This window comes from Sphingomonas sp. 77B, from assembly GCF_056497825.1.
This window is the reverse complement of the sequence record NZ_JBWMBY010000001.1, coordinates 379702-400380: the sequence shown is the minus strand read 5'-3', so window position 1 is coordinate 400380 and position 20679 is coordinate 379702. Positions and strand designations below refer to the sequence as shown.

Annotated in this window: 18 protein-coding genes; 6 read left to right on the top strand and 12 right to left on the bottom strand. The window is 65.9% G+C overall.

Features of this window, described 5'->3' with window-relative positions; all coding sequences use genetic code 11:
* Positions 1 to 4 precede the first annotated feature (4 nt).
* From ntrX to dusB, 5 genes are read right to left on the bottom strand one after another with little or no spacing between them, the layout of a single operon-like run.
* Positions 5 to 1381: a nitrogen assimilation response regulator NtrX gene (gene ntrX / locus AC1GI4_RS01880; RefSeq protein ID WP_294272559.1), complete on the bottom strand. Its 1377-nt coding sequence runs from the start codon at positions 1379 to 1381 to the stop codon at positions 5 to 7.
* Positions 1382 to 1388: 7 nt separating this feature from the next.
* A complete protein-coding gene (locus tag AC1GI4_RS01875; RefSeq protein WP_479628339.1) occupies positions 1389 to 3635 on the bottom strand; it encodes a sensor histidine kinase NtrY-like in 2247 nt (748 codons plus the stop codon).
* Between the two features lie 52 nt (positions 3636 to 3687).
* Positions 3688 to 5142 (bottom strand): nitrogen regulation protein NR(I), encoded by a 1455-nt coding sequence (gene ntrC, locus AC1GI4_RS01870; protein WP_479628338.1) that lies wholly within the window; start codon positions 5140 to 5142, stop codon positions 3688 to 3690.
* A complete protein-coding gene (locus AC1GI4_RS01865) occupies positions 5139 to 6206 on the bottom strand; it encodes a two-component system sensor histidine kinase NtrB (protein ID WP_294272567.1) in 1068 nt (355 codons plus the stop codon). The genes ntrC and AC1GI4_RS01865 overlap by 4 nt, the downstream gene beginning before the upstream one ends.
* A complete protein-coding gene (dusB, locus tag AC1GI4_RS01860) occupies positions 6190 to 7191 on the bottom strand; it encodes a tRNA dihydrouridine synthase DusB (RefSeq protein WP_479628337.1) in 1002 nt (333 codons plus the stop codon). Before dusB ends, AC1GI4_RS01865 begins: the two co-directional genes overlap by 17 nt.
* A 92-nt stretch (positions 7192 to 7283) precedes the next feature.
* On the opposite strand from dusB, the gene AC1GI4_RS01855 reads away from it, so the two are divergent.
* Genes AC1GI4_RS01855 through AC1GI4_RS01845 form a run of 3 tightly spaced genes read left to right on the top strand, consistent with a single transcriptional unit; the run spans position 7284 to position 9467 of the window.
* Positions 7284 to 8444 carry a bifunctional 2-C-methyl-D-erythritol 4-phosphate cytidylyltransferase/2-C-methyl-D-erythritol 2,4-cyclodiphosphate synthase gene (locus AC1GI4_RS01855; RefSeq protein WP_479628336.1) on the top strand — a complete coding sequence of 387 codons (1161 nt, stop codon included), beginning with the start codon at positions 7284 to 7286 and terminating at the stop codon, positions 8442 to 8444.
* The gene (locus tag AC1GI4_RS01850) at positions 8441 to 8965 is read left to right on the top strand and encodes a hypothetical protein (RefSeq protein WP_294272576.1); all 525 of its coding nucleotides are present in this window, start codon (positions 8441 to 8443) and stop codon (positions 8963 to 8965) included. Before AC1GI4_RS01855 ends, AC1GI4_RS01850 begins: the two co-directional genes overlap by 4 nt.
* 1 nt (position 8966) lies before the next feature.
* A complete protein-coding gene (locus tag AC1GI4_RS01845; protein ID WP_294272579.1) occupies positions 8967 to 9467 on the top strand; it encodes a CinA family protein in 501 nt (166 codons plus the stop codon).
* Here the strand turns inward: AC1GI4_RS01845 and AC1GI4_RS01840 are convergent.
* Positions 9428 to 9886, bottom strand: a complete 459-nt coding sequence (locus AC1GI4_RS01840) for a type II toxin-antitoxin system RatA family toxin (protein WP_479628335.1) — start codon at positions 9884 to 9886, stop codon at positions 9428 to 9430. The genes AC1GI4_RS01845 and AC1GI4_RS01840 overlap by 40 nt on opposite strands.
* A complete protein-coding gene (lipA, locus tag AC1GI4_RS01835; protein WP_294272585.1) occupies positions 9886 to 10809 on the bottom strand; it encodes a lipoyl synthase in 924 nt (307 codons plus the stop codon). The genes AC1GI4_RS01840 and lipA overlap by 1 nt, the downstream gene beginning before the upstream one ends.
* Before the next feature lie 165 nt (positions 10810 to 10974).
* Between lipA and AC1GI4_RS01830 the strand changes: the two genes are divergently transcribed.
* A complete protein-coding gene (locus AC1GI4_RS01830; protein WP_294272589.1) occupies positions 10975 to 11631 on the top strand; it encodes a carbonic anhydrase in 657 nt (218 codons plus the stop codon).
* A gap of 93 nt (positions 11632 to 11724) precedes the next feature.
* Here AC1GI4_RS01830 and aspS read toward each other — a convergent pair whose 3' ends face one another.
* On the bottom strand, positions 11725 to 13539 hold the full coding sequence (gene aspS / locus AC1GI4_RS01825) for an aspartate--tRNA ligase (RefSeq protein WP_479628334.1): 1815 nt from the start codon (positions 13537 to 13539) through the stop codon (positions 11725 to 11727).
* 149 nt (positions 13540 to 13688) lie between these two features.
* Here aspS and rnd point away from each other — a divergent pair, with 149 nt between their 5' ends.
* Positions 13689 to 14867 (top strand): ribonuclease D, encoded by a 1179-nt coding sequence (rnd, locus tag AC1GI4_RS01820; RefSeq protein WP_479628333.1) that lies wholly within the window; start codon positions 13689 to 13691, stop codon positions 14865 to 14867.
* Complete coding sequence (locus tag AC1GI4_RS01815) at positions 14864 to 15151, top strand: I78 family peptidase inhibitor (RefSeq protein ID WP_479628332.1); 288 nt, start codon at positions 14864 to 14866, stop codon at positions 15149 to 15151. The genes rnd and AC1GI4_RS01815 overlap by 4 nt, the downstream gene beginning before the upstream one ends.
* Here AC1GI4_RS01815 and AC1GI4_RS01810 read toward each other — a convergent pair.
* The 4 genes from AC1GI4_RS01810 to AC1GI4_RS01795 are packed head-to-tail and all read right to left on the bottom strand — an operon-like array spanning position 15138 to position 20675.
* Positions 15138 to 16610: a Ppx/GppA phosphatase family protein gene (locus tag AC1GI4_RS01810; protein ID WP_479628331.1), complete on the bottom strand. Its 1473-nt coding sequence runs from the start codon at positions 16608 to 16610 to the stop codon at positions 15138 to 15140. The genes AC1GI4_RS01815 and AC1GI4_RS01810 overlap by 14 nt on opposite strands.
* 17 nt (positions 16611 to 16627) lie before the next feature.
* Positions 16628 to 18793, bottom strand: coding sequence for an RNA degradosome polyphosphate kinase (locus AC1GI4_RS01805; RefSeq protein ID WP_433910580.1), 2166 nt, complete (start codon positions 18791 to 18793; stop codon positions 16628 to 16630).
* Positions 18794 to 18810: 17 nt separating this feature from the next.
* Complete coding sequence (locus AC1GI4_RS01800) at positions 18811 to 19419, bottom strand: HdaA/DnaA family protein (RefSeq protein ID WP_042482335.1); 609 nt, start codon at positions 19417 to 19419, stop codon at positions 18811 to 18813.
* Positions 19416 to 20675, bottom strand: coding sequence for a heavy-metal-associated domain-containing protein (locus AC1GI4_RS01795; protein ID WP_479628330.1), 1260 nt, complete (start codon positions 20673 to 20675; stop codon positions 19416 to 19418). The genes AC1GI4_RS01800 and AC1GI4_RS01795 overlap by 4 nt, the downstream gene beginning before the upstream one ends.
* Between the last annotated feature and the right edge of the window lie 4 nt (positions 20676 to 20679).

Below are 20679 nucleotides of genomic sequence, written 5' to 3'. Positions count from 1 at the left end.
CTCATCAATCCTCACGTGTCTCGCTGATGCCGAGCAGCTTCAATTTCCGGTGCAGCGCCGAGCGCTCCATGCCGATGAAGCTGGCGGTACGCGAGATATTGCCGGAGAAGCGGCGGATCTGGACGCGGAGATACTCCCGCTCCCAGCTTTCGCGCGCCTCTCGCAACGGCGCCCCCATGATCGCGGTCGCTCCGCCGCCGCCCATATCGGCCCCCTCACCCAGCACCTCGGCTGGCAGCAGGTCCAGGTCGATACGTCCCACCCGGTCGCCGGGCGCCAGAATGATCGTCCGCTCGACGACATTGCGCAGCTGACGGACATTGCCCGGCCAGTCATAGGATTGCATGGCGACCATCGCATCCGGCGCGATCTCGGGCGTACGGACGCGGCGCTCGCCAGCGTAATGCGCCATGAAGTGCTCGACCAGCGGAGGGATGTCCTCGCGCCGCTCGGCCAGCGAGGGGATGGTTACGGGCACGACGTTGAGGCGGTAATAGAGATCCTCTCGGAACCGGCCCTCTGCAATCTCCTGCGTCAGGTCACGCGCGGTAGCGGATACGACACGGACATCCACCTTGACGACGCGCGTGCCGCCGACGCGGGTGAAGCTCTGATCCGTAAGGACGCGCAGGATGCGGGCCTGGGTGGCGATCGGCATGTCCGCGATCTCGTCGAGGAACAGCGTCCCGCCATGCGCCTGTTCGAGCAAGCCAGTGCGAACGAGGTCTCCCCCCTCCTCCACACCGAACAGCTCTTCCTCGACGCGCTCGGGCGTCATCCGCGCTGCGCTGACCACTACGAACGGCGCGTCGGCACGGTTGCTCCAGCCGTGCAGCAGGCGAGCGGCGACTTCCTTGCCCACGCCCGCCGCGCCCATGATGAGTACCCGACTGCCTGTGGCGGCGACGCGCTTCAGCGTCGCCCGGATGCCGTTGATGGCACTCGACGATCCGGTCAGGTCCGTCTCTCGTCCCGCCGACGCGCGGAGCGAGGCATTTTCGCGCCGCAGCCGCTCCGTCTCGGTCGCACGCGCCACCATCAGCAGAAGACGTTCGGCCTCGAACGGCTTTTCGATGAAATCGGCGGCACCTTTGCGGATCGCTGCGACGGCCGTGTCCAGATTGCCATGGCCGGAGATCACCAGCACCGGAATCGACGGATCTCGCCGCTTGATCTCGTCGAGCAGTTCGAGCCCGTCGAGCTTGGATCCCTGGAGCCAGACGTCGAGCAGGACGAGGGATGGCCGCCGCGCCGCCACCGCTTCCAGTGCGGAATCGCTGTCGGCTGCGACGCGGGCTCCATAACCCTCGTCCTCCAGCACGCCCGCGACGAGTTCGCGGATATCGAGTTCGTCGTCGACGATGAGGATGTCCAAAGCCATGATCTTTTTACGTCCGGGTACGAGTCAGAGCAGTGAGCTGGCCCTCATCAGCCAGTTCGGGTTCGGCGCCCCCATGGTCCAGCGCCGCCAGGGCACCAGCGTCGAACATCATCGTAACGATGGTGCCGCCGGTGGGATTGTCGGAAAAGCCGATCGTGCCGGCATGTTCCTCGATAATCTTGTTGACGATGGCGAGGCCCAGGCCAGTGCCGCGTGCGCGCGTCGTCATATAGGGCTCGATGATGCGATCGCGCTCGGGCGGCAGGCCGGTGCCGTTGTCGGTAACCGTGATGATGACCATGCCCCCCTGCTGGCCCACGGTCATCACGACCTCCCCGCCCTTCACACCGTCGGGCCTCGCATCAATGGCTTCAACCGCATTCTTGACGATGTTGGTCAAGGCCTGGCTCATCTGGCGGCGGTCGCAAACCAGTGTGGGCGCGGGCTCTTCCTGATCGAGCTGGAAGCGGATTTCGGGGTGCGCGACCTCGTGCAGGAACATCGCCTGTGCACAGATATCGGCGATCGCCTCTTCGCGGAACACGGGTTTCGGCATCCGCGCAAAGGAGGAAAACTCGTCGACCATGCGGCGCAGATCGCCGACCTGGCGGACGATCGTCTCGGTCAGGCGGCCGAAGGTAGGGTCTTCGGGCCCGACGACCTTGCCGTAACGGCGCTGAAGGCGTTCGGCGGCAAGCTGGATCGGGGTCAGCGGGTTCTTGATCTCATGCGCGATGCGGCGGGCGACATCCGACCAGGCGGCGCGGCGCTGGTCGAGCAATTGCTGCGTGATGTCGTCGAAGGTCAGGATGGGCCCGTCACCCGTCTGCGCGATCCGAACCGCCAGCGTCCGCATATCGCCGTGGAGCGCCACCTGCACCGTCGCTTCGCGGCGCCCCTGGTCGAGCAGTTCGTCCAGCTCGGGGGCGATCTCGCCCAGCTTGCGGCCGACCAGCCCCTCCTGATCGGCGCCGAGCAGAAGGTCGGCGGAATTGTTCGCGATGCGGACCCGTCGATCACGATCAACTGCCATGACACCCGCCGAGACGCCCGCCATCACCGCCTCGATCAGCGCGCGGCGATTGTTCAGCTGCGCATTGGCGGTGACCAATTCGGTATTCTGGCGCTCCAACTGCCCCGTCATCTGGTTGAAGGCGTTGGCGAGCGTGCCGACCTCATCGCGGGTTTTGGGATCGGGCACGCGCGCCGTCAGATCACCACCCGCGATCCGGCGCGCGGCGTCGACAAGTTCGCCCACCGGGCGGACGAGCCGATCCGCAACCGCCAAGGCGATCCACACCGCGATACCGACGATCAACAAGGCGATCGCGAACAGGACGAGATTGAATTTCAGCTGGAGCGATCGCGCCCGGCCTTGCAGCGCGCGATAGTCGTCGAAGACATCTTCGGCCGCAAAATGCTGTTTACTGAGGAACTCAGCGTTCACCGGCGTGCCGATATACAACATCAGGCCCTTACCCTCGGGCAAGGGCGTGACAACCCAAACGCGCTGCTCGTTGATACCGACCTCGGGGCGGTTCAGTTTGCTCGCCTGCTGGATCATTTCCGGCGTCACCAGCTCCCGGAAGGTCGTGTCCGATGGCTGGTTGAAGAAGTCGTAGAATTTGAACCCCTGCTTGGGGTCGTAGGAGAAAAGAACCGACTCCACCGTGTCACGGACGACGGTCTGCTGCACGAGATAAGCATGGAAATCACGCTGGTTCTCACGCAGCCCGGGCAGGTTGCGTCCGAGGTCCTGCGACATTGCGCGACCCGTATCGACCCAACGCTTGATGATCTGCTGCTGCGACTGGCGCGCGATGTCCATCGCATCGTCAAACGCCTTGCGCGCGCGGTCTGAAATCCAGAACTCGGCCGACGATTGGAACAGCACCGACGCGGTGACGACGGTCAACAGGATCGGTACGCTCGCCGTCAGCGAGAATAGCGCAACCAGCCGGACATGGAGGCGCCCGCCGCCCCCGACCGCGGATTTCGCCGCACGGCGCATCGCCACCCGCCGCCCGAGCAGCATAAGCAATAGCACGCCCGGGACGAGATTGAGCGCGAGCAGTGCTGCCATGACGGGCGGCGCGATCAGGCCCTGCGCTTCGTTGCGGCTGGCGATATAAACATAGGTGCCGACCGCGATCGCCACCGCCCCCAGGACGACCGCAAGCTCCACGAGCGGAGTGACCGCGAAGCGAGAGCGCGGCCCTTCGGCAGGTTCAGCGGTCTTCACGGACGCCAACATCGTTGCAACCGTACAACGTGAAGCGTGTCCTGCAAGCCACAATTCGTGAAAATTACGTCAGGGGCTCTCCGCCCTCATCATCGCCGTTGACCGGAATGTTGAGCGTATCGAGTCGTTTTCGCAGCGTATTGCGGTTGATCCCCATCGCGCGGGCGGCGCGCAGCTGGTTGCCGCCGTGACGCGCGAGCATCGCCTCGATCAAGGGGCGTTCGACCTCACCGATCATACGATCATACAAGGTACCGTCGTCCAATGCTGCCGGGTGGGCCATGGCAAGACGGGCGATATAGGCACGCACGGCGGCGGTAAGATCGCCATCGGCCGCAGCGGCGCCAAACGCCCCCGAAGCGGAACGCGCCTCGCCCAGCATCGTCCGCACCGCCTCGGCATCGATCACCTCGTCGCGGGCCAGCACGGCCAGGCGCCGCATCATATTCTCCAGCTCGCGGACATTGCCCGGCCATTCATGGGTGACCAGCACGTCGAGCGCGTGGCTGTCGATCCGACGCTTCGGCAAACCTTGCAGCGCGGCATTCTCCAGGAAGTGCCTGGCAAGCAGTGGGATATCCTGCCGCCGTTCCCGCAGCGCGGGCAAGGCGATCGGCACGACGTTCAGGCGGTAGAACAGGTCTTCGCGAAACTGGCCGGACGCGACCTGCTGAGTGAGGTCGCGATTGGTGGCGGCGACGATGCGCACATCGGTGCGGATCGTCCGCGCACCGCCGACGGTGGTGAATTCACCGGATTGCAGAACGCGCAGCAACCGCGTCTGCGCCTCCATCGGCATATCGCCGATCTCATCCAGGAACAGCGTGCCGCCCGAAGCCTGCTCGAATCGGCCCGCATTGCGCTGGGCCGCGCCGGTAAAAGCGCCGCGTTCATGGCCGAACAGTTCGGCCTCGATCAGCTCGCGCGGGATCGCGGCCATGTTAAGCGCGACGAAGGGTGCGGCGCGGCGGGGGCCGAGATCGTGGATCGCACGCGCCACCAGTTCCTTGCCCGTACCCGACTCGCCCGAGACAAGGACGGTGAGGTCGGTCGACACGACACGAGCGATCACGCGGTACACGCCCTGCATCGCCTGCGACCGCCCGATCAGCGGCAGCGCCCGGTCGTCTTCGCCCAGACCATCCTCGACCAGAACACCGCGTCGAGCGAGCGCGCCCGCCACCGCATGGGTCAGCGCGTCGAGATCGAACGGCTTGGGCAGATACTCATACGCCCCGACTTCCGCGGCGCGAACGGCGGTGGTCAGCGTGTTCTGCGCCGACAGAACGATGATGGGCAACGCGGGAAACCGCTCTGCCACGCCCCGGATATGATCGATCCCATCGCCGTCAGGCAGGATGACGTCGGTGACCAGCACATCGGGCGCACCGCCCGACAGGATGCGATCCAGCCGTGCCAGCGTCTCGACCACCGTCACCTCATGCCCGGCCCGCCGCAGCGCCTGGCCGACGACGGTACGGATCGCGGCGTCGTCATCGACGACGAGGACATGGCTCATGGAAGGGCTCTCGGCAAAAGCAGGCGGAGGACCGTCATTTCCGGCGCGCCCTCCCTGGCATATTGGATGATCCCGTTCATGTCGCGGACGAGCTTGTCGACGAGTGCGAGGCCCAGACCCTGCCCCTCGCGGCGTCCCGATACGAACGGATCGAACAGATGGTCCGCAATGTCGGCGGGGGCTCCGGGGCCGTTATCGATCACGCAGATTTCGATCGGCAGCGGCAGCCGGGGGCGCCCCTCGCCCGCGCTGACCGACATGCCGTGGCGATAGGCGGTGGTCAGTATGATGTGCGGATTGCGAACCGCACGAACCGCTTCGCGGGCATTCTTCAGAAGATTTATGACGATCTGGAGCAGTGCGTCGCGATTGATCCGGGCGGGGGGCAGCGACGGGTCGAAGCGCTCCTCGATCGGGATGCCACGCGCAAAACCGGCCAGCGCGACACCGCGGGCATGGCCCAGCAGCGGATAGATATTCTCCGATGCCAGCGGCAGCGGCCGGGTATCGCTGAAATCCTGCATCCGGTCGATCAGCGCGGCAATGCGATCGACCTCCGTGGTGATGAGGGTGGTCAGTTCGCCACCGTTCAGCAGCTGCGCCGCCCCCCGGATACCGGAAAGCGGGTTCTTGATCTCATGCGCCAGCATCGCCGCGGCGCCGACGGCCGCCCGAGCGCCAGCGCTGCGATCCGACGCATGGGCCAGCCGCCGTGAGGGTCCCGCGCTATGCAACGTAATCGCCCGCCACCCGGGATGATCCGGGATCTGGGCCTCGACGAAATCGACCCTGATCTTGGGGCCGTGCGGCGTCGCGATCACCGTGTCATATACGGCAAAGCCGTGCCCGTCGCGGCTCCGCGGTTCGTCCGGCGGCGGCAGGATCGCGGCGAGCGGCTGTCCTGTCATTAGCCGCTCGGACAGGTTGAGCAACTGCTCGGCCAATCCATTGGCATGGGCGATCCGATCATCGGGATCGACGACGACCACGGCGACCGGCAAAGCGCCGAACAGCGCGGCGAAGCCCGGACGGCCGTGACCGGCAGTGTCAGGCAGCCGCTGCAAGCTCGATCTGCGGCATGTAGAAATCGTACAGCATTGCCTTGACCCGCTCGGCACTGGGCTCGTGGTTCACGGTGTTGCGGAACTCGGCCGAACCGTGCAAGCCGCGCGTGTACCAGCCAATATGCTTGCGGGCCATGTTGACGCCGGTTTCGGTGCCATAATGTTCCAGCATCGCGTCGTAATGCTCTGCAACTGCGCGATATTGCTCGTCCAACGCAGGGTCCGGGCGGCGTTCGCCGGTGGCGAACCAGTGCATCACCTGACCGAGCAGCCAGGGACGGCCATAGGCCCCGCGCCCGATCATGATGCCGTCCGCCCCCGATTGGTCGAGCGCCGCATCGGCATCGTCGATCGAGCAGATATCGCCATTCGCGATCACCGGGATCGACACCGCATCCTTTACGTTGCGGATGAACGCCCAATCGGCGCTGCCCTTGTACATCTGGTTGCGGGTGCGGCCGTGCACTGTAATCATCTTCACCCCGAGATCTTCGGCGATACGCGAAAGCTCGGGGGCGTTCAGGCTGTCATGGCACCAGCCCATCCGCATCTTCAGTGTCACCGGCACATCGACGGCCTCAACCGTGGCTTTGATGAGAGCCGACGCCAGCTTCAGATCGCGCATCAGCGCCGAGCCTGCGTCACCGTTGACGACCTTGCGCACCGGACAGCCCATATTGATGTCGATGATCGCGGCCCCGCGATCGGCGTTCAGCTTGGCCGCCTCGCCCATTTCATAGGGGGTGCAGCCGACCAGTTGCATCGACACCGGCTCCTCGAGCGGATGCCAGGCGGCCTTCTGGATCGACTGGCGAGTTTCCCGGATCGCGGCCTGGCTGGCGATCATCTCGGTAACGTTCAGACCCGAGCCATAGCGGCGGACTAACGTGCGGAACGGCATGTCGGTGACGCCGGTCATCGGTGCCAGCACGACGGGGCTGTCGATCGTTACCGAACCGACCTGGATGGGAGCGAGATTACGCATCATACTGCCTGAAAATTAAGCACTCGCCATAGGCCAATAGGGCCATATTGGCAAGATTGGCGAGGAGCCCCAAAAGCCGCTAGGCGAAGTCGATGAGCCAGAATGGAAAGATCGCAGCCCTGATCGTCGCGGCGGGCGGGGGTTCCCGCATGGGTAGCGGCATGCCGAAGCAGTTTCGGGACCTCGGTGGACGGCCGATGCTTCGCTGGAGCCACGACGCCTTCGCCTCTCACCCGGCCGTCGACCTCGTCCTCACGATGATCGCGGAGGAACAGATCGATCATGCCCGCTCGATCCTGTCGAACGCATGGGTCGAAACGGGCGGTGCCAGTCGGCGTGAGTCGGTGGCACGCGGGCTGCGTCATCTGGCGCTCGCCGGTGTCACACAGGTGCTGATCCATGACGCCGCGCGACCATTCCTATCCGTAGAGGTCATCGACCGCGTGCTGGCGGGGCTCGCCTCGGCGGACGGGGCGATGCCGGTCCTGCCCGTTGCCGACACTCTTGCCCGCTCCCTCGCTGATATGCTCGGCGAAACCGTCCCCCGCGACGGTGTGGTCCGCGTCCAGACCCCGCAGGGTTTCCACCTGCAAGCCGTGATCGCCGCCCATGCGGCATGGCCCGCCAATGCGGAAGCGACGGACGATGCGCAGATGGTGCGACGGCTTGGCGGGCGCGTCGCTTTGGTGCAGGGCGATGCCATGCTCGAGAAAATTACCTATCCCGACGACATGACTGGAGCCGATATGCGCCTGACCTGGGAAACCCGGACTGCGATGGGCTATGACGTCCATCGGCTTGAGGATGGCGAGGAATTGTGGCTGGGCGGCGTGCTCATCCCGCATCACCAAGGCCTGTCGGGGCATAGCGATGCCGATGTCGCGCTCCACGCGTTGACCGACGCGCTGCTCGGCACCATCGCGGCGGGCGATATCGGCACGCACTTCCCCCCCAGCGATCCGCAGTGGAAGGGGGCCGAATCGGGCCAGTTCCTGCAGCATGCGGCCAAGCTGATCGCGGACAGGGGCGGGCGGATCGATTTCGTCGACCTGACCATCATCTGCGAGGCTCCCAAGATCGGCCCGCACCGTGCCGCCATGGTCGAGCGGATCGCAGGACTTCTGAACATCGATCAGAGCCGGGTCAGCCTGAAGGCCACCACCACCGAGCGGCTGGGTTTCACCGGACGCGGCGAAGGCATCGCGACCCAGGCGGTGGCGACCATCCGCTTGCCCGGCGGAGCTGCTGCATGAAGCGGCTGGGCCTGATCCTCGCGCTTTCGGCGCTGGTCGCCCCCGAAATGGCGACCGCGCAGCGGGCCTGCATCACCGCGCCCGAGGCGGAGGCGATGACGCTGGTCGCCATGCCGGATATCTTGCGTGAGACCGGCCGGGTCTGCGGCGCGCGGCTGCCCGCCAACAGCCTGATCCGCGGCGGCGGCTCGCTGATCTCCAAATATGAAAGCGCGGCCGATCAGGCCTGGCCCGCCGCGAAGGCCGCAATCGTCAAGCTGTCCGATCCCGCGATCAATACGCTGCTTCAATCGGACTATGCCCGGCCGCTGTTGACCTCCTTGCTCGTGCCTTTCATCGTCGGCCGGATCGGACTGGACGATTGCGGGACGATCGACCGGCTGGTGACCCAGCTGGCCCCCCTGCCCCCGCGCAATATGGCCGGAGTGGTCGTGACCGCGCTGCAATATCTCAAGACGGAAAAGGCACGCGGACGGCAAGTGGCCGTGCCCGACCTGCCGCTATGCACCAACGGAAACTGATATGGACTTCATTCTCCCCCGCGAGCTGATCGAGCTGGCCGAACGCGTGGTCGTCGCCAACCGCGCGGCGGGGCGTCGCGTGGCCTTGGCCGAAAGCTGCACCGGCGGCTTGGTGGCGGCGGCCCTGACCGAAATTCCCGGATCGTCCGACGTCGTCGAGGCTGGGTTCGTTACCTATTCAAATCAGGCGAAGATCAATCTGTTGAAGGTCAATCCGGAAGTGATTGACACCTTCGGCGCCGTGTCGACCGCCACCGCCTGGGGCATGGCGCAAGGCGTGCTGGCCGCCAGCGATGCGGACGTGGCCGTCGCGATCACCGGCGTGGCGGGCCCCGGCGGCGGCACGGCGAAGAAGCCGGTTGGCACCGTCGTCTTCGCCCAGGCGCTACGCGGCGGCGATCCCGAAGACGTGAAGGCCGAACGGCACGAGTTCGGCGATATCGGTCGCGGCGGTATCCGGCTTCAGGCCGCGCTGTTGGCGCTGGAGTTGTTGCTGCCGTAAAGCCTGGCGGCGCGATCCTCGAACGCGCCGATCATGCGGCGAAGGGCAGTGCCGAACACCTGCCCCGCCAGCATCTCGAACACCCGGTTCTTGAACGCGAAGTCGACCGTGAAGTCGACCGCGCAGCCCTGTTCCTCGGGGCGGAAGCGCCAGTTGTTGCGCAGATACTTTAGCGGCCCGTCGAGATATTCGACGTCGATCGATCCCGGCCGGTCCTTGGTGACCCGGCTGGTGAACGTCTCGCGCAACCCCTTGAAGCCCACGATCATGTCGGCCACCGTTTCTGTCGGCGTGTCCGAGCGGACGCGCATCGCCGATACCCAGGGCAGGAACTCCGGATAGCGGGCCACGTCGGCGACCAGATCGAACATCTGCTCCGGCGTATAGGGCAGATGCCGCGTCTCGCTATGCTTGGGCATCAGCGCGCGCTTGCGAGCTTCGCCTCGCGGGCCGACCGCAGCCGCTCGAAATCGTCGCCCGCGTGATAGCTTGAGCGGGTCAGCGGCGAACTGGCGACCAGCAGGAACCCCTTCGCCCGCGCGATTGCGGCATAGGCGTCGAATGCCTTCGGCGTCACGAACTCGGCGACCTTGGCATGGCGCGGCGTCGGCTGGAGATACTGGCCCATGGTCAGGAAATCGATATCGGCCGAGCGCATGTCATCCATCACCTGATGGACCTCCAGCCGCTCCTCGCCGAGGCCGAGCATGACGCCGGACTTGGTGAAGATCGACGGATCGTGGCGCTTCACGCTCTCCAGCAGGCGCAGCGACGCATAATAGCGCGCGCCCGGTCGGATCGTCGGGTACAGCCTGGGGACCGTCTCCAGATTATGGTTGTACACGTCAGGCCGCGCTTCGACGATCGACTCGATCGCGGCCTGCGCCTTGTTGCGGAAGTCGGGCGTCAGGATTTCGATCGTCGTATCGGGCGTCGTGCGACGCAGCGCCTGGATCACCTTCACGAACTGCGACGCGCCGCCATCGGGCAGGTCGTCGCGGTCGACGGAGGTGACGACAATGTGCTTCAACCCCATCTGCGCGGCGGCATCGGCGACATTCTGCGGCTCCATCGCGTCGACCTTGCGCGGCATGCCGGTCTTCACGTTGCAGAAGGCGCAGGCGCGGGTGCAGGTATCGCCCAGGATCATGACGGTCGCATGCTTCTTCGACCAGCATTCGCCGATGTTCGGGCAGGCAGCCTCTTCGCAAACGGTCGTCAGGCTCTTGGCCCGCATCAGCTCGCGGGTGGCGGCGAAACCGGCGCTCGTCGGGGCCTTGACGCGGATCCAGTCCGGCTTGCGCGCGCGCACCGGCGCGACCAACGGTGTCAACTCGTTCATGGCTCGCGAAATAGCGATGGTCAGGGCCGGACACAATGCCTCGCGCGTCGGACGCGACATGCGGGGGACATGGTGGTGTCAGACATACTTTGATATGGAACCGAAACGGCCCTGCTCGGGTTCGCTCGATACAGTACGGTTTCCTGAACTGGATAAGAGAGATCAATGACCGACTTTAACGACCTCGTGGATGGCTATCAGCGCTTTCGGACCTCCGATTGGCGTCGCCAGCGCGACCGCTGGGCCGAATTGAAGGAAGGCCAGAGCCCCAAGGTGATGGTCATCGCCTGCTCGGACAGCCGCGTCGATCCGGCCCAGATCTTCGACACGCTGCCCGGCGAGATCTTCGTCGTGCGCAACGTCGCCAATCTGGTTCCCCCGTTTGAGACCGGCGGTGGACATCACGGCGTATCGGCCGCGCTGGAATTCGCGGTGACGCAGCTGGAAGTGACCGACGTCGTCGTCATGGGCCATGGCGCCTGCGGCGGCTGCAAGGCGGCACTGACGCAAGGGTTTGCCCATGCGCCGCAGGGTGAAGGCGGTTTCGTCTCCGACTGGGTGAGCCTGCTCGACGATGCGCGAGAAAAGGTCATCGCGAAGCATGGCGACGCGGCAGACGCCAATGCGATGCGCGAGATGGAGCTGGAGTCGGTTCGCACCTCGATCGCGAACCTGCGAACCTTCCCCTTCGTCACCAAGCGTGAGGATGCGGGCAAGCTGACGCTGCGCGGTGCCTATTTCGCGATCGCCGATGGCGTGCTGCACCTGATGGACGATAGTGGCGAGTTCCAGCCCGCCACCCCGGCGCTGGCCACCGCATAATGTTGTTGGTCCGGGCCCCGTGCCCGGACCCATAGGAAAAGGGCGGACGCCGCATCCGGCGCCCGCCCTTTTTACTTATCCCTTAGACCCGGGTCAGCCCGCCGAGGCGGCGACGACCTGATCCACATCCTTCTTCGGCTCTGCCGTCGAGCGCAGCGACAGCTCGCGCATTTGCTTGTTGCTGGGCAGGCTGGGCGCGCCCATCAGCAGGTCCTCGGCACGCTGGTTCATCGGGAACAGCGAGATTTCGCGCAGGTTCTGCGCGCCGCAGATCAGCATGACGATCCGGTCGACACCGGCGGCCATGCCACCATGCGGCGGCGCGCCGTACTGGAACGCGCGATAGAGGCCGCCGAACCGCTCCTCGACATCCGCCTTGGACAGGCCGACCTTCTCGAACGCGGCGACCATCAGCTCGGGGCTCTGGTTGCGGATCGAACCCGACGCGATCTCGAAGCCGTTGCAGACCAGGTCATATTGATAGGCCTTGAGCGACAGCGGATCGGCGGAATTCAGCGCCTCCATACCGCCCTGCGGCATCGAGAAGGGGTTGTGCGCGAACTCGACCTTCTTCTCGTCCTCGTCCCACTCATAGAAGGGGAAGTCGACGATCCAGCACAGACGGAACGCGCCCTCCTCGATCAGACCGAGCTGCTCGGCGACGCGGGTGCGAGCGAGACCAGCCAGCTTGGCCGCAGCCTCGACCTTGCCCGCAGCAAAGAACAGGCCGTCATCGGGGCCGAGGCCGAGTGCTGCGTAGATCGCTTCCATGCCTTCGGTGCCATGGTTCTTGGCGATCGGCCCGCCAAACTCGCCGCCCTTGCGGGTGACATAGCCCAAGCCCGCATGGCCCTCGGCGCGCGCCCATTCGTTCATCTCGTCGAAGAACTTGCGGCTCTTCTCGGCAGTCTTCGGCGCCGGGATCGCACGGACGACGCCGCCCGAGCCGACGATCTTCTCAAACAGGCCGAAACCCGAGGTCGTGAAATGCTCCGACACATCGGTGATGATGAGCGGGTTGCGCAGGTCGGGCTTGTCGTTGCCGTACTTCAGCATCGACTCCGAGTAAGGGATACGCGGGAACTCACCCGTCGGGGTCACGGTGCGGCCGTCGGCGAATTTTTCGAAGATGCCGCCGATCACCGGCTCCATCGTCTCCCACACCTCTTCCTGGGTGACGAAGCTCATCTCCAGGTCGAGCTGATAGAACTCGCCCGGCAGGCGATCGGCGCGCGGGTCCTCGTCGCGGAAGCACGGGGCGATCTGGAAATAGCGGTCGAAGCCCGCGACCATCAGCAGCTGCTTATACTGCTGCGGCGCCTGGGGCAGCGCGTAGAACTTGCCCGGATGGATGCGGCTGGGCACCAGGAAGTCGCGCGCGCCCTCGGGCGACGACGCGGTCAGGATCGGGGTCGAATATTCGGTGAAGCCCGCCGTCTCCATGCGACGCCGCATGTCCGAGATCACCTGGGTCCGGCGCACGATGTTGGCATGGAGCGTGTCGCGACGCAGGTCGAGGAAGCGGTAGCGCAGGCGGATATCCTCGGGATACTCCTGCTCGCCCGCCACCGGCATCGGCAGTTCCTCGGCCGCCGACAGCACGGTGGCGCCTCGTGCGAACACCTCAATCTCGCCGGTCGCCAGATTGGCGTTCACGGTGCCAGCCGAGCGCGCCTTCACCACGCCGTCGATCGTCACGACCGACTCGACCCGGACGCTTTCCAGGATGGCGAGCGCGGGCGTGTCGCTGTCGGCGACGATCTGGGTGATGCCGTAATGGTCGCGCAGATCGACGAACAGCACGCCGCCATGATCGCGCTTGCGATGGACCCAGCCGGACAGGCGAACCGTCTCGCCGACCGCCTCAGCAGTCAGCGCGGCGCAGGTGTGGGTACGATAGGCGTGCATGGCGGACATTCTCTGTACGTCGGGGGAAAGTGCTGCCGCTTCCCCGCCCGCCCCCTTTTTGTCAATCCCCCAGGCCCGCCCGTGTGCCCGAATGCGCCTCTCGCGCGTTCCTCTTTGTCAACCCGCGTGAGCCGGGCTATGTGCATGCGATGCACGTTCATCCGTTGATTACCGACAGCGCCACGCTCGCCAATCTCTGCGCCCGTCTCTCGCAGGCCGACTATGTGATGGTCGATACCGAGTTCATGCGGGAAAGCACCTATTGGCCGGAGCTTTGCCTGATCCAGATCGCCGACACGCAAGAAGCCGCCGCAATCGATCCCAAGGCGCCGGGGCTGGACATGACCCCCCTGCTCGACCTGTTGGTCAACAACGATCAGGTGCTGAAGGTCTTCCACGCGGGAGGCCAGGATATCGAGATCATCTACAACCTGACCGGCAAGACCCCGCATCCTCTGTTCGACACCCAGATCGCGGCCATGGCCTTGGGACAGGGTGAGCAGATCGGATATTCCAATCTGGTCGACAGCTGGCTGGGCATTTCGGTCGACAAGGGTGCGCGCTTCACCGACTGGTCGCGGCGTCCGCTCGACCAGCGCCAGGTCGATTACGCGATCGGCGACGTGACCCATCTGGCCGCCATCTTCCCGAAGATGCTGGAGCGGCTCCGGAAGACCGGGCGCGGGGCGTGGCTGGACCAGGAAATGGAGCGGTTGGCGGATCCCGCGCATTATGCGAACGACCCCGATGTCGCCTGGAAGCGCGTCCGCGTTTCGGGCCGCAAGCCGGACATGCTCGGCCGCCTGAAGGCGCTGGCCCGCTGGCGCGAGCTGGAGGCGCAGGCCAAGGACCTGCCGCGGGGCCGCATCATCAAGGACGAGACGCTGGCCGACCTCGCCGGGCATCCGCCGCGCAAGCAGGCCGACCTTGCCAAGGTCCGCGGCCTGTCGGCCACCTGGGCAGGGAACGACATCGGCGCGCGCCTGATGGATGCGCTGGAGGGTGCCGAGCCGCTCAGCGCCGACGAACTGCCCGTTCGTGACGACCGCAAGCCGGGGCTGGGGCGAGAGGGCGCGCTGGTCGCCGATCTGCTCAAGCTGCTGTTGAAGATTCGTGCGCGTGACATCGACGTGGCCCCCCGCCTGCTGGCGCGTGCCGACGATCTGGAAATGCTGGCAGCGGGCGTCCGCTCTGGCCTGTCGGTCCTCGACGGCTGGCGGTTCGAGCAATTCGGTCGCGATGCACTCGATCTGGTCGAAGGGCGAACGGGCTTCGTCGTGAAGGGCGGCAAGCTGAAGATGGTGCGCACCGCCGAGGACGCGGCATGATCCGCTTTCCCGTCCTCCTCGCTGTCCTGCCGCTCGCAGCCTGCGTGACGACGCCAAAAGCCCAGGGGCTCGCCGATGTATCGGGTTGCGGTGACGCCAAGGTGGCCGATCTGATCGGCAAGCGCTGGACCGAAGCGCTACGTGCGCCGACGCAGAAGCGCGCCGGTGTTCGAGAATTGCGGGTCATCGCGCCGGGCGATGCGGTGACGATGGATTACCGACCCGACCGGCTCAACATCGAAACCGATGCCGAGGGTCGGGTCGTTCGCCTCAAGTGCGGGTAAGCCGAACCGGGGTCTTGCCCAGAGCGGTCGCCAGCGTCGCATGGCGACGCTCCACCGCCTCGCCGTAAAAGCCCCGATCGGCCTCCAGCATCGCCAGGCCGAGCTGGCTGTCGTTCAGGACGAGCCCTGTCCGCTCCAATGGACCGGCCAGTCCGCCGCTCAGCCGCTGTCCCAGCCGGATCGCCAGGCCCCAGCTGGTCGCCAGCTTCAATTGCGCGGGGCTGGCGAGTTCGGCGAGCGGCGAAGGGACGTCCAACCCGCCGCCCAGACTGGTATGCAGCGCCTGCGCCAGCATGGCCCGCGCCTCCGCGTCGATACCGACCCAATTGCCATGCAAGGCAATTTCGACGCCGCGCTCGGCGCGAAATTCGGGGTTCGCGCGCCAGCCCACATCGGCGAGCAGGCAGGCGGCGTGGCGCAGCCTGGCCTCCGCCGCCGCTTCGCCCGCGAACAGCGGCGCGATCCAGCTTTCCAGCAAATCGCCATGCTCGGGGAAACGACCCAGCAAACGTCCTTCCTCGCGCGCCGCGACGATCAGCGGATCGAGCGCGCGGGTCTTCGCATCCAGTCCGCCATAGAGAAGCCCCTCCCGCAAACCAAAGGCGGACACCACGGTCGTGCTGCTACCCAGATGCTTGAGCAGGACGCCGAGCAGGGCGGTCGCGTCGGCGAGCGTCGCGGCCCGGCTGGACGACAGCCCCTTCACCTCGCGCAGGCGCGCCTTGCTGAGATGCGGGATCGTCCGCGACAGACGCAATATGTCGAGCGGCGTCAGCTCGTAGTGATGGATGATCGGCAGCGGATAATCGGCCAGGGTCATGTCCAGCCGCGCCAGCGCGCGCCACGACCCGCCGACCATATAGAAGGGCAGCCCGCGCCCGCGCCCTTCCCAACCGGCATCCTCGATCAGGCGGCCGATATGCCGCTCGAATGCCTTGCCGCCCTTCTCGCGCAGGGCCGGGATGCGCAGGACGCCGAGCGGGAAGGAAACACGATCCTCGACGCCGCCGTCTCGAACACGGACCAGTTCCAGGCTGCCTCCGCCCAGATCGCCGACGATCCCGTCGGCGTCGGGAATGGCCGAGAGAACCCCCTCGCCCGCCGCCATCGCCTCCTGTTCGCCGGACAGAAGTTCGACCTCCAGCCCCAGCGACTCGGCGCAGGCGATCAGTTCGCCGCCATTGGCAGCATCGCGCACCGCCGCCGTCGCCACGGTGCGCAGGGTCGAGACGCCCATCTCTCGCGCCAGGCTGGCGAAACGCGCCAGCGCGACCTGCGCCTTGCCAAGCGCCGCAGCATCGATCGCGCCGGTCGCCGCCAGTCCGCGTCCCAGCCCGGCCATCACCTTTTCGTTGAACAGAATGGCGGGCAGGCGCGGTGGCCCCTGGTAGACGACCAGGCGAACCGAGTTGGAGCCTATATCGATGATTGCCGTACGCGGCGCGCGGGAGCCTGGCATGGCTTATCGCGCGCCCGTCAACGCTGCCGCCGCAGCGACAGGGTGGGCACCGCCTTGCTGGTGTCGAGCGCGGCACCGCGCCCCGAAAGCGAGGGATTGGTCATGAAATACCGATGCAGGTTGAAAGGGCGATCGCCCGGCGTGTCGCGGACATAGCTGCCGTCCGGCTCCAATTCCCAGCTCTGTTCATTGTCGAGCAGGTTGGCGACCATCACCTGATCCAGAATCTGGTCATGCACGGTCGGGTTCAGGATGGGCAGCATATATTCAACCCGGCGGTCGAAGTTCCGGGGCATCCAGTCCGCCGAGGATATGAACAACTTAGCCGCGTCATGGGGCAGCGCCTTGCCGTCTCCGAACGCCCAGATCCGGCTATGCTCGAGGAAGCGGCCGACGACCGACTTGACCCGGATATTGTCCGAAAGCCCCTCGACGCCCGGTCGCAGGCAGCAGATGCCACGCACGATCAGGTCGATCTCGACCCCGGCCCCGCTCGCTTCATAGAGCTTTTCGATGATGAGGGGGTCGACCAGCGAGTTGACCTTGGCCCACAGGCTGCCCGTCCGCCCGGCGCGGGCATGGGCGATCTCGGCATCGATCAGCGCCATCAGATTGTGGCGCAGGTCGCGCGGCGACAGGCTCACCCGGTTCATCGCCACGGGTTCGACATAGCCGGTGATATAGTTGAACATCTGCGCCGCATCGCGCCCGAGCAGCGGATCGGCGGTGAAGAAGCTGAGATCGGTATAGATGCGCGCGGTGATGGGGTGATAATTGCCCGTGCCGAAATGGCAGTAAGTGCGGAAATCGCTGCCCTCGCGGCGGACGACCATCGACACCTTGGCGTGGGTCTTCCAATCGATGAAGCCGTACACGACCTGCACGCCCGCCCGTTCGAGAGCAGAGGCCCAATAGAGATTCTGCTCCTCGTCAAACCGCGCCTTCAATTCGACGATCGCAGTCACCGACTTGCCCGCCTCGGCCGCCGCGATCAGCGCGTTGATGATCGCCGACTGTTTGCCCGCACGGTATAGCGTCTGCTTGATCGCCACGACATCGGGGTCCGCCGCCGCCTGTTTCAGGAAGGCGATGACGACCTCGAACGTCTCGTACGGATGGTGGACGACGATATCCTTGGCCTTGATCGCGGCGAAGCAGTCGCCCGCAAACTCCCGGATACGTTCCGGGAAACGCGGGGAATAAGGCGGGAATTTCAGATCGGGGCGATCCTCATCGACCAACATGGTGAGGTCGCCGATACCGAGCAGGTTCCCGCTCTCGGTAATGATCGCATCGGCCCCGCCCAGTTCGCCGCGCAGCACATCGGCCAGCTCGTCGGGCATTCCGGTTTCCAGTTCCAGCCGGATCACCCGTCCGCGCCGCCGCCGCTTGATGGCGTTGGCGAAATAGCGGACCAGATCCTCCGCCTCTTCCTCGATCTCGATATCGCTGTCGCGCAGCACGCGGAAGGTCGCGGCGCCGTTGACGACATAGCCGGGGAAGAGCAGCCCCGAGAAACGGCGCAGGATCGTCTCGATCGACACATAGCGCGCGCCCTCGCCCGGCAGGCGGACGAAGCGCGGCATGGTGGCGGGGATCATCACCAGTTCGCGAATCGGTTCCTTGTCCGAAACACGGGTCAGGTCGAAGATCATCGACAGGCCCTTGTTCGGGATGAACGGGAACGGGTGCGCCGGATCGAGCGCCTGGGGGGTCAGGATCGGAAAGATCTGCTCGCGGACATGGGTTTCCAGCCAGGCGTTCGCTTCCTGGTCGATCGCGTCGCGGCGCAGGACAAAGATACCCGCCTCATCCAGCAGGTTGCGCAGGTCGCCCCAGACCTCCTGCTGGCTGGCCATCAGGCGATCCGCCTCGGCGACGATACCGCTCAGCTGCTGCCCCGGCGTCAGGCCATCGACCGAGCGCTGTTCGACATCCTGCGCCTGCTGCCCCTTCAGCCCCGCCACGCGGACCATGAAGAATTCGTCGAGGTTCGATCCCGAGATCGACAGGAACCGCAGCCGCTCCAACAGTGGATGCGCTGTGTTGCACGCCTCTTCCAGCACCCGGCGGTTGAAGGCCAGCCAGGAGAGTTCGCGATTGAAATAGCGTCCGTTCGGCTCCGTTGCGAAATGGTCGTCGTCAGGCTCTGACATTTGCGCGATATGGGCAGGACGGGTCATCGTGTCTCGCTTAAGGCTTACGGCTCGGCGATCAGACCGGCCGCGATCAGAGTGGATCGTGCAAGGGGAATGGACAAGCGCGCGCGCCGTTCCATCGCCCCTTGGTCGAGCATATCCACCGCTCGGATGACAGAAAGGTGACTACGCTCGATCCGAAGGGTCAGCCACTCGATCAGGTCGGGCCGTGCATCCAGGCCACGACGCTCGAACAGATGCTCGAACAGCCCGGCGACCAGCTCGTCATCGGGCGCGCCGATCTCCGCCAGGCTGCTGTTCGCCAGCCGCGAGCGCAGGTCGGGCAGCTTCACCTGCCAGCGCGGCGGCGGCGAGTCGGCGACGATCAACAGCGGCAGTCGATCGGCCTGCGCCCTGTTCCAGGCGTGGAAGATCTGTACCTCGGGCACACGCTCGGCATCGTCGATGATCGTGCCCCCGCTCTTGGCCGCGAAGATGCGCGCGAGCAGCGAGCGGCCCGACTTGCGCGGGCCGGTCAGGATCGCGGCCATGGTCGGCCACGCTTCCCATTGTTCCAGCATCCGTGCCGCCATCCGGTTGGAATCGGTCAGCAGGAACGCATCGGATCGGGGGTCGGCCGGCCATTGCAGCGGCAACGCCATCTGGTTCATCCGGTAATCACGCTATCCGATGGAGGCACCGGCGCGGGCACTTGCGGTGCGCGCCGGATGCGAAGGGTGGTGCCCGATCCGGACACCTGAAGACCGCGCTGCTCGAGCGCGCGGCGAAGCTGATCGGGATCGCCGTCATAGGTGACAGCCATGATCGACACGCCGCCGAGCGCCAAGCTGGTCGTGCCTGCGCGGACCACGCCGGGTATGCCCCGAACGAGACTTTCGGCGTTGGCGACGGCGCTGGCGGTCGGCGCATCATATTGCAGCGTGACGGCGATCCCAGCCCCCGACGCGGTGATCGCGGCATCCAGTCCGGCGATCGGCTCCTCACCGGGCGCGGTATCGTCGACGATCGCCGCTTCGGGCTTGGGCGGCGGGCGAAGTGAGGCGTCAGGATGCAGCGCCCCGCTTGCCAGCGCCTTCTGGTACAAGGCGTCGAGCCGTGCGACGCCGGTATCGAGCAATTGCGGCAACCCGTCCGTATTCCCGACGCGCAAGGTAATTGTGCCCAGCAGCCTATTGTCCGGCCCATGCCGCGCCTCGAACACGCCGATCACTGGCCCGCCCGGCCATTGGCGATAGAGGTGTACGACCGGGATGAGGATATCCGACGCACCATATTGATCGAGGATCGAGCGCCACCAGCCGCGCGACCGCCGCCCGATCTGCCCCGCATTCATCAGCAGCGGCTCCGCGCCGGTGCCCGAGGGACGGATATAGTCGATCGTACTGTTGCCGGTACGGAAGCGTGCCCATGCCTGCTGCCACGGCGTGCGCGCCTCGAACATCTGCGACACGCCACCCGAAATCTGGAGCGGCATCACCAGCATCGGCGGCGAGCGATCGGCATAGGCCGACACGCCCAGCACGGACGCGGCACGAACCCGGTCGAACAACACGCCGAGCTTGGCGACGTAGCGCGTCGGGCCGATCTGTTCATTTTCGATGACGATACCGCTGACCAGCGAGTCGAGCAGCCCGTCCGACGCGCCGGTGCCGCTGCGCCCCAGACGCTGAGCCAGCATGGCCCAGGCCTTGCGCTGCGCGATACGCCAACCGCCGAGCCGGGCGGCCTCCGCCGTCTTGCCCGATACGTCGACGGCGACGCCCGTCACTTCATAGGAACCGCCATTATCGACCGGCGCGACGCCGCGCGTCTGCCCCTCGATCTGGGCGAGCACCGCGCCGCCCCCTATGCCGAGCCCGGCAAGGGCGGCCAGACCGGCCATGAGGGAGGGCAATCGCAAACGCATCGCG

Coding starts and splice junctions, on each gene's coding strand:
- ntrX (WP_294272559.1), bottom strand. CDS start 1,381: ATGGCTTTGGACATCCTCATCGTCGACGACGAACTCGATATCCGCGAA.
- AC1GI4_RS01875 (WP_479628339.1), bottom strand. CDS start 3,635: ATGTTGGCGTCCGTGAAGACCGCTGAACCTGCCGAAGGGCCGCGCTCT.
- ntrC (WP_479628338.1), bottom strand. CDS start 5,142: ATGAGCCATGTCCTCGTCGTCGATGACGACGCCGCGATCCGTACCGTC.
- dusB (WP_479628337.1), bottom strand. CDS start 7,191: ATGCGTAATCTCGCTCCCATCCAGGTCGGTTCGGTAACGATCGACAGC.
- AC1GI4_RS01855 (WP_479628336.1), top strand. CDS start 7,284: ATGAGCCAGAATGGAAAGATCGCAGCCCTGATCGTCGCGGCGGGCGGG.
- AC1GI4_RS01850 (WP_294272576.1), top strand. CDS start 8,441: ATGAAGCGGCTGGGCCTGATCCTCGCGCTTTCGGCGCTGGTCGCCCCC.
- AC1GI4_RS01845 (WP_294272579.1), top strand. CDS start 8,967: ATGGACTTCATTCTCCCCCGCGAGCTGATCGAGCTGGCCGAACGCGTG.
- AC1GI4_RS01840 (WP_479628335.1), bottom strand. CDS start 9,886: ATGCCCAAGCATAGCGAGACGCGGCATCTGCCCTATACGCCGGAGCAG.
- lipA (WP_294272585.1), bottom strand. CDS start 10,809: ATGAACGAGTTGACACCGTTGGTCGCGCCGGTGCGCGCGCGCAAGCCG.
- AC1GI4_RS01830 (WP_294272589.1), top strand. CDS start 10,975: ATGACCGACTTTAACGACCTCGTGGATGGCTATCAGCGCTTTCGGACC.
- aspS (WP_479628334.1), bottom strand. CDS start 13,539: ATGCACGCCTATCGTACCCACACCTGCGCCGCGCTGACTGCTGAGGCG.
- rnd (WP_479628333.1), top strand. CDS start 13,689: ATGCACGTTCATCCGTTGATTACCGACAGCGCCACGCTCGCCAATCTC.
- AC1GI4_RS01815 (WP_479628332.1), top strand. CDS start 14,864: ATGATCCGCTTTCCCGTCCTCCTCGCTGTCCTGCCGCTCGCAGCCTGC.
- AC1GI4_RS01810 (WP_479628331.1), bottom strand. CDS start 16,610: ATGCCAGGCTCCCGCGCGCCGCGTACGGCAATCATCGATATAGGCTCC.
- AC1GI4_RS01805 (WP_433910580.1), bottom strand. CDS start 18,793: ATGACCCGTCCTGCCCATATCGCGCAAATGTCAGAGCCTGACGACGAC.
- AC1GI4_RS01800 (WP_042482335.1), bottom strand. CDS start 19,419: ATGAACCAGATGGCGTTGCCGCTGCAATGGCCGGCCGACCCCCGATCC.
- AC1GI4_RS01795 (WP_479628330.1), bottom strand. CDS start 20,675: ATGCGTTTGCGATTGCCCTCCCTCATGGCCGGTCTGGCCGCCCTTGCC.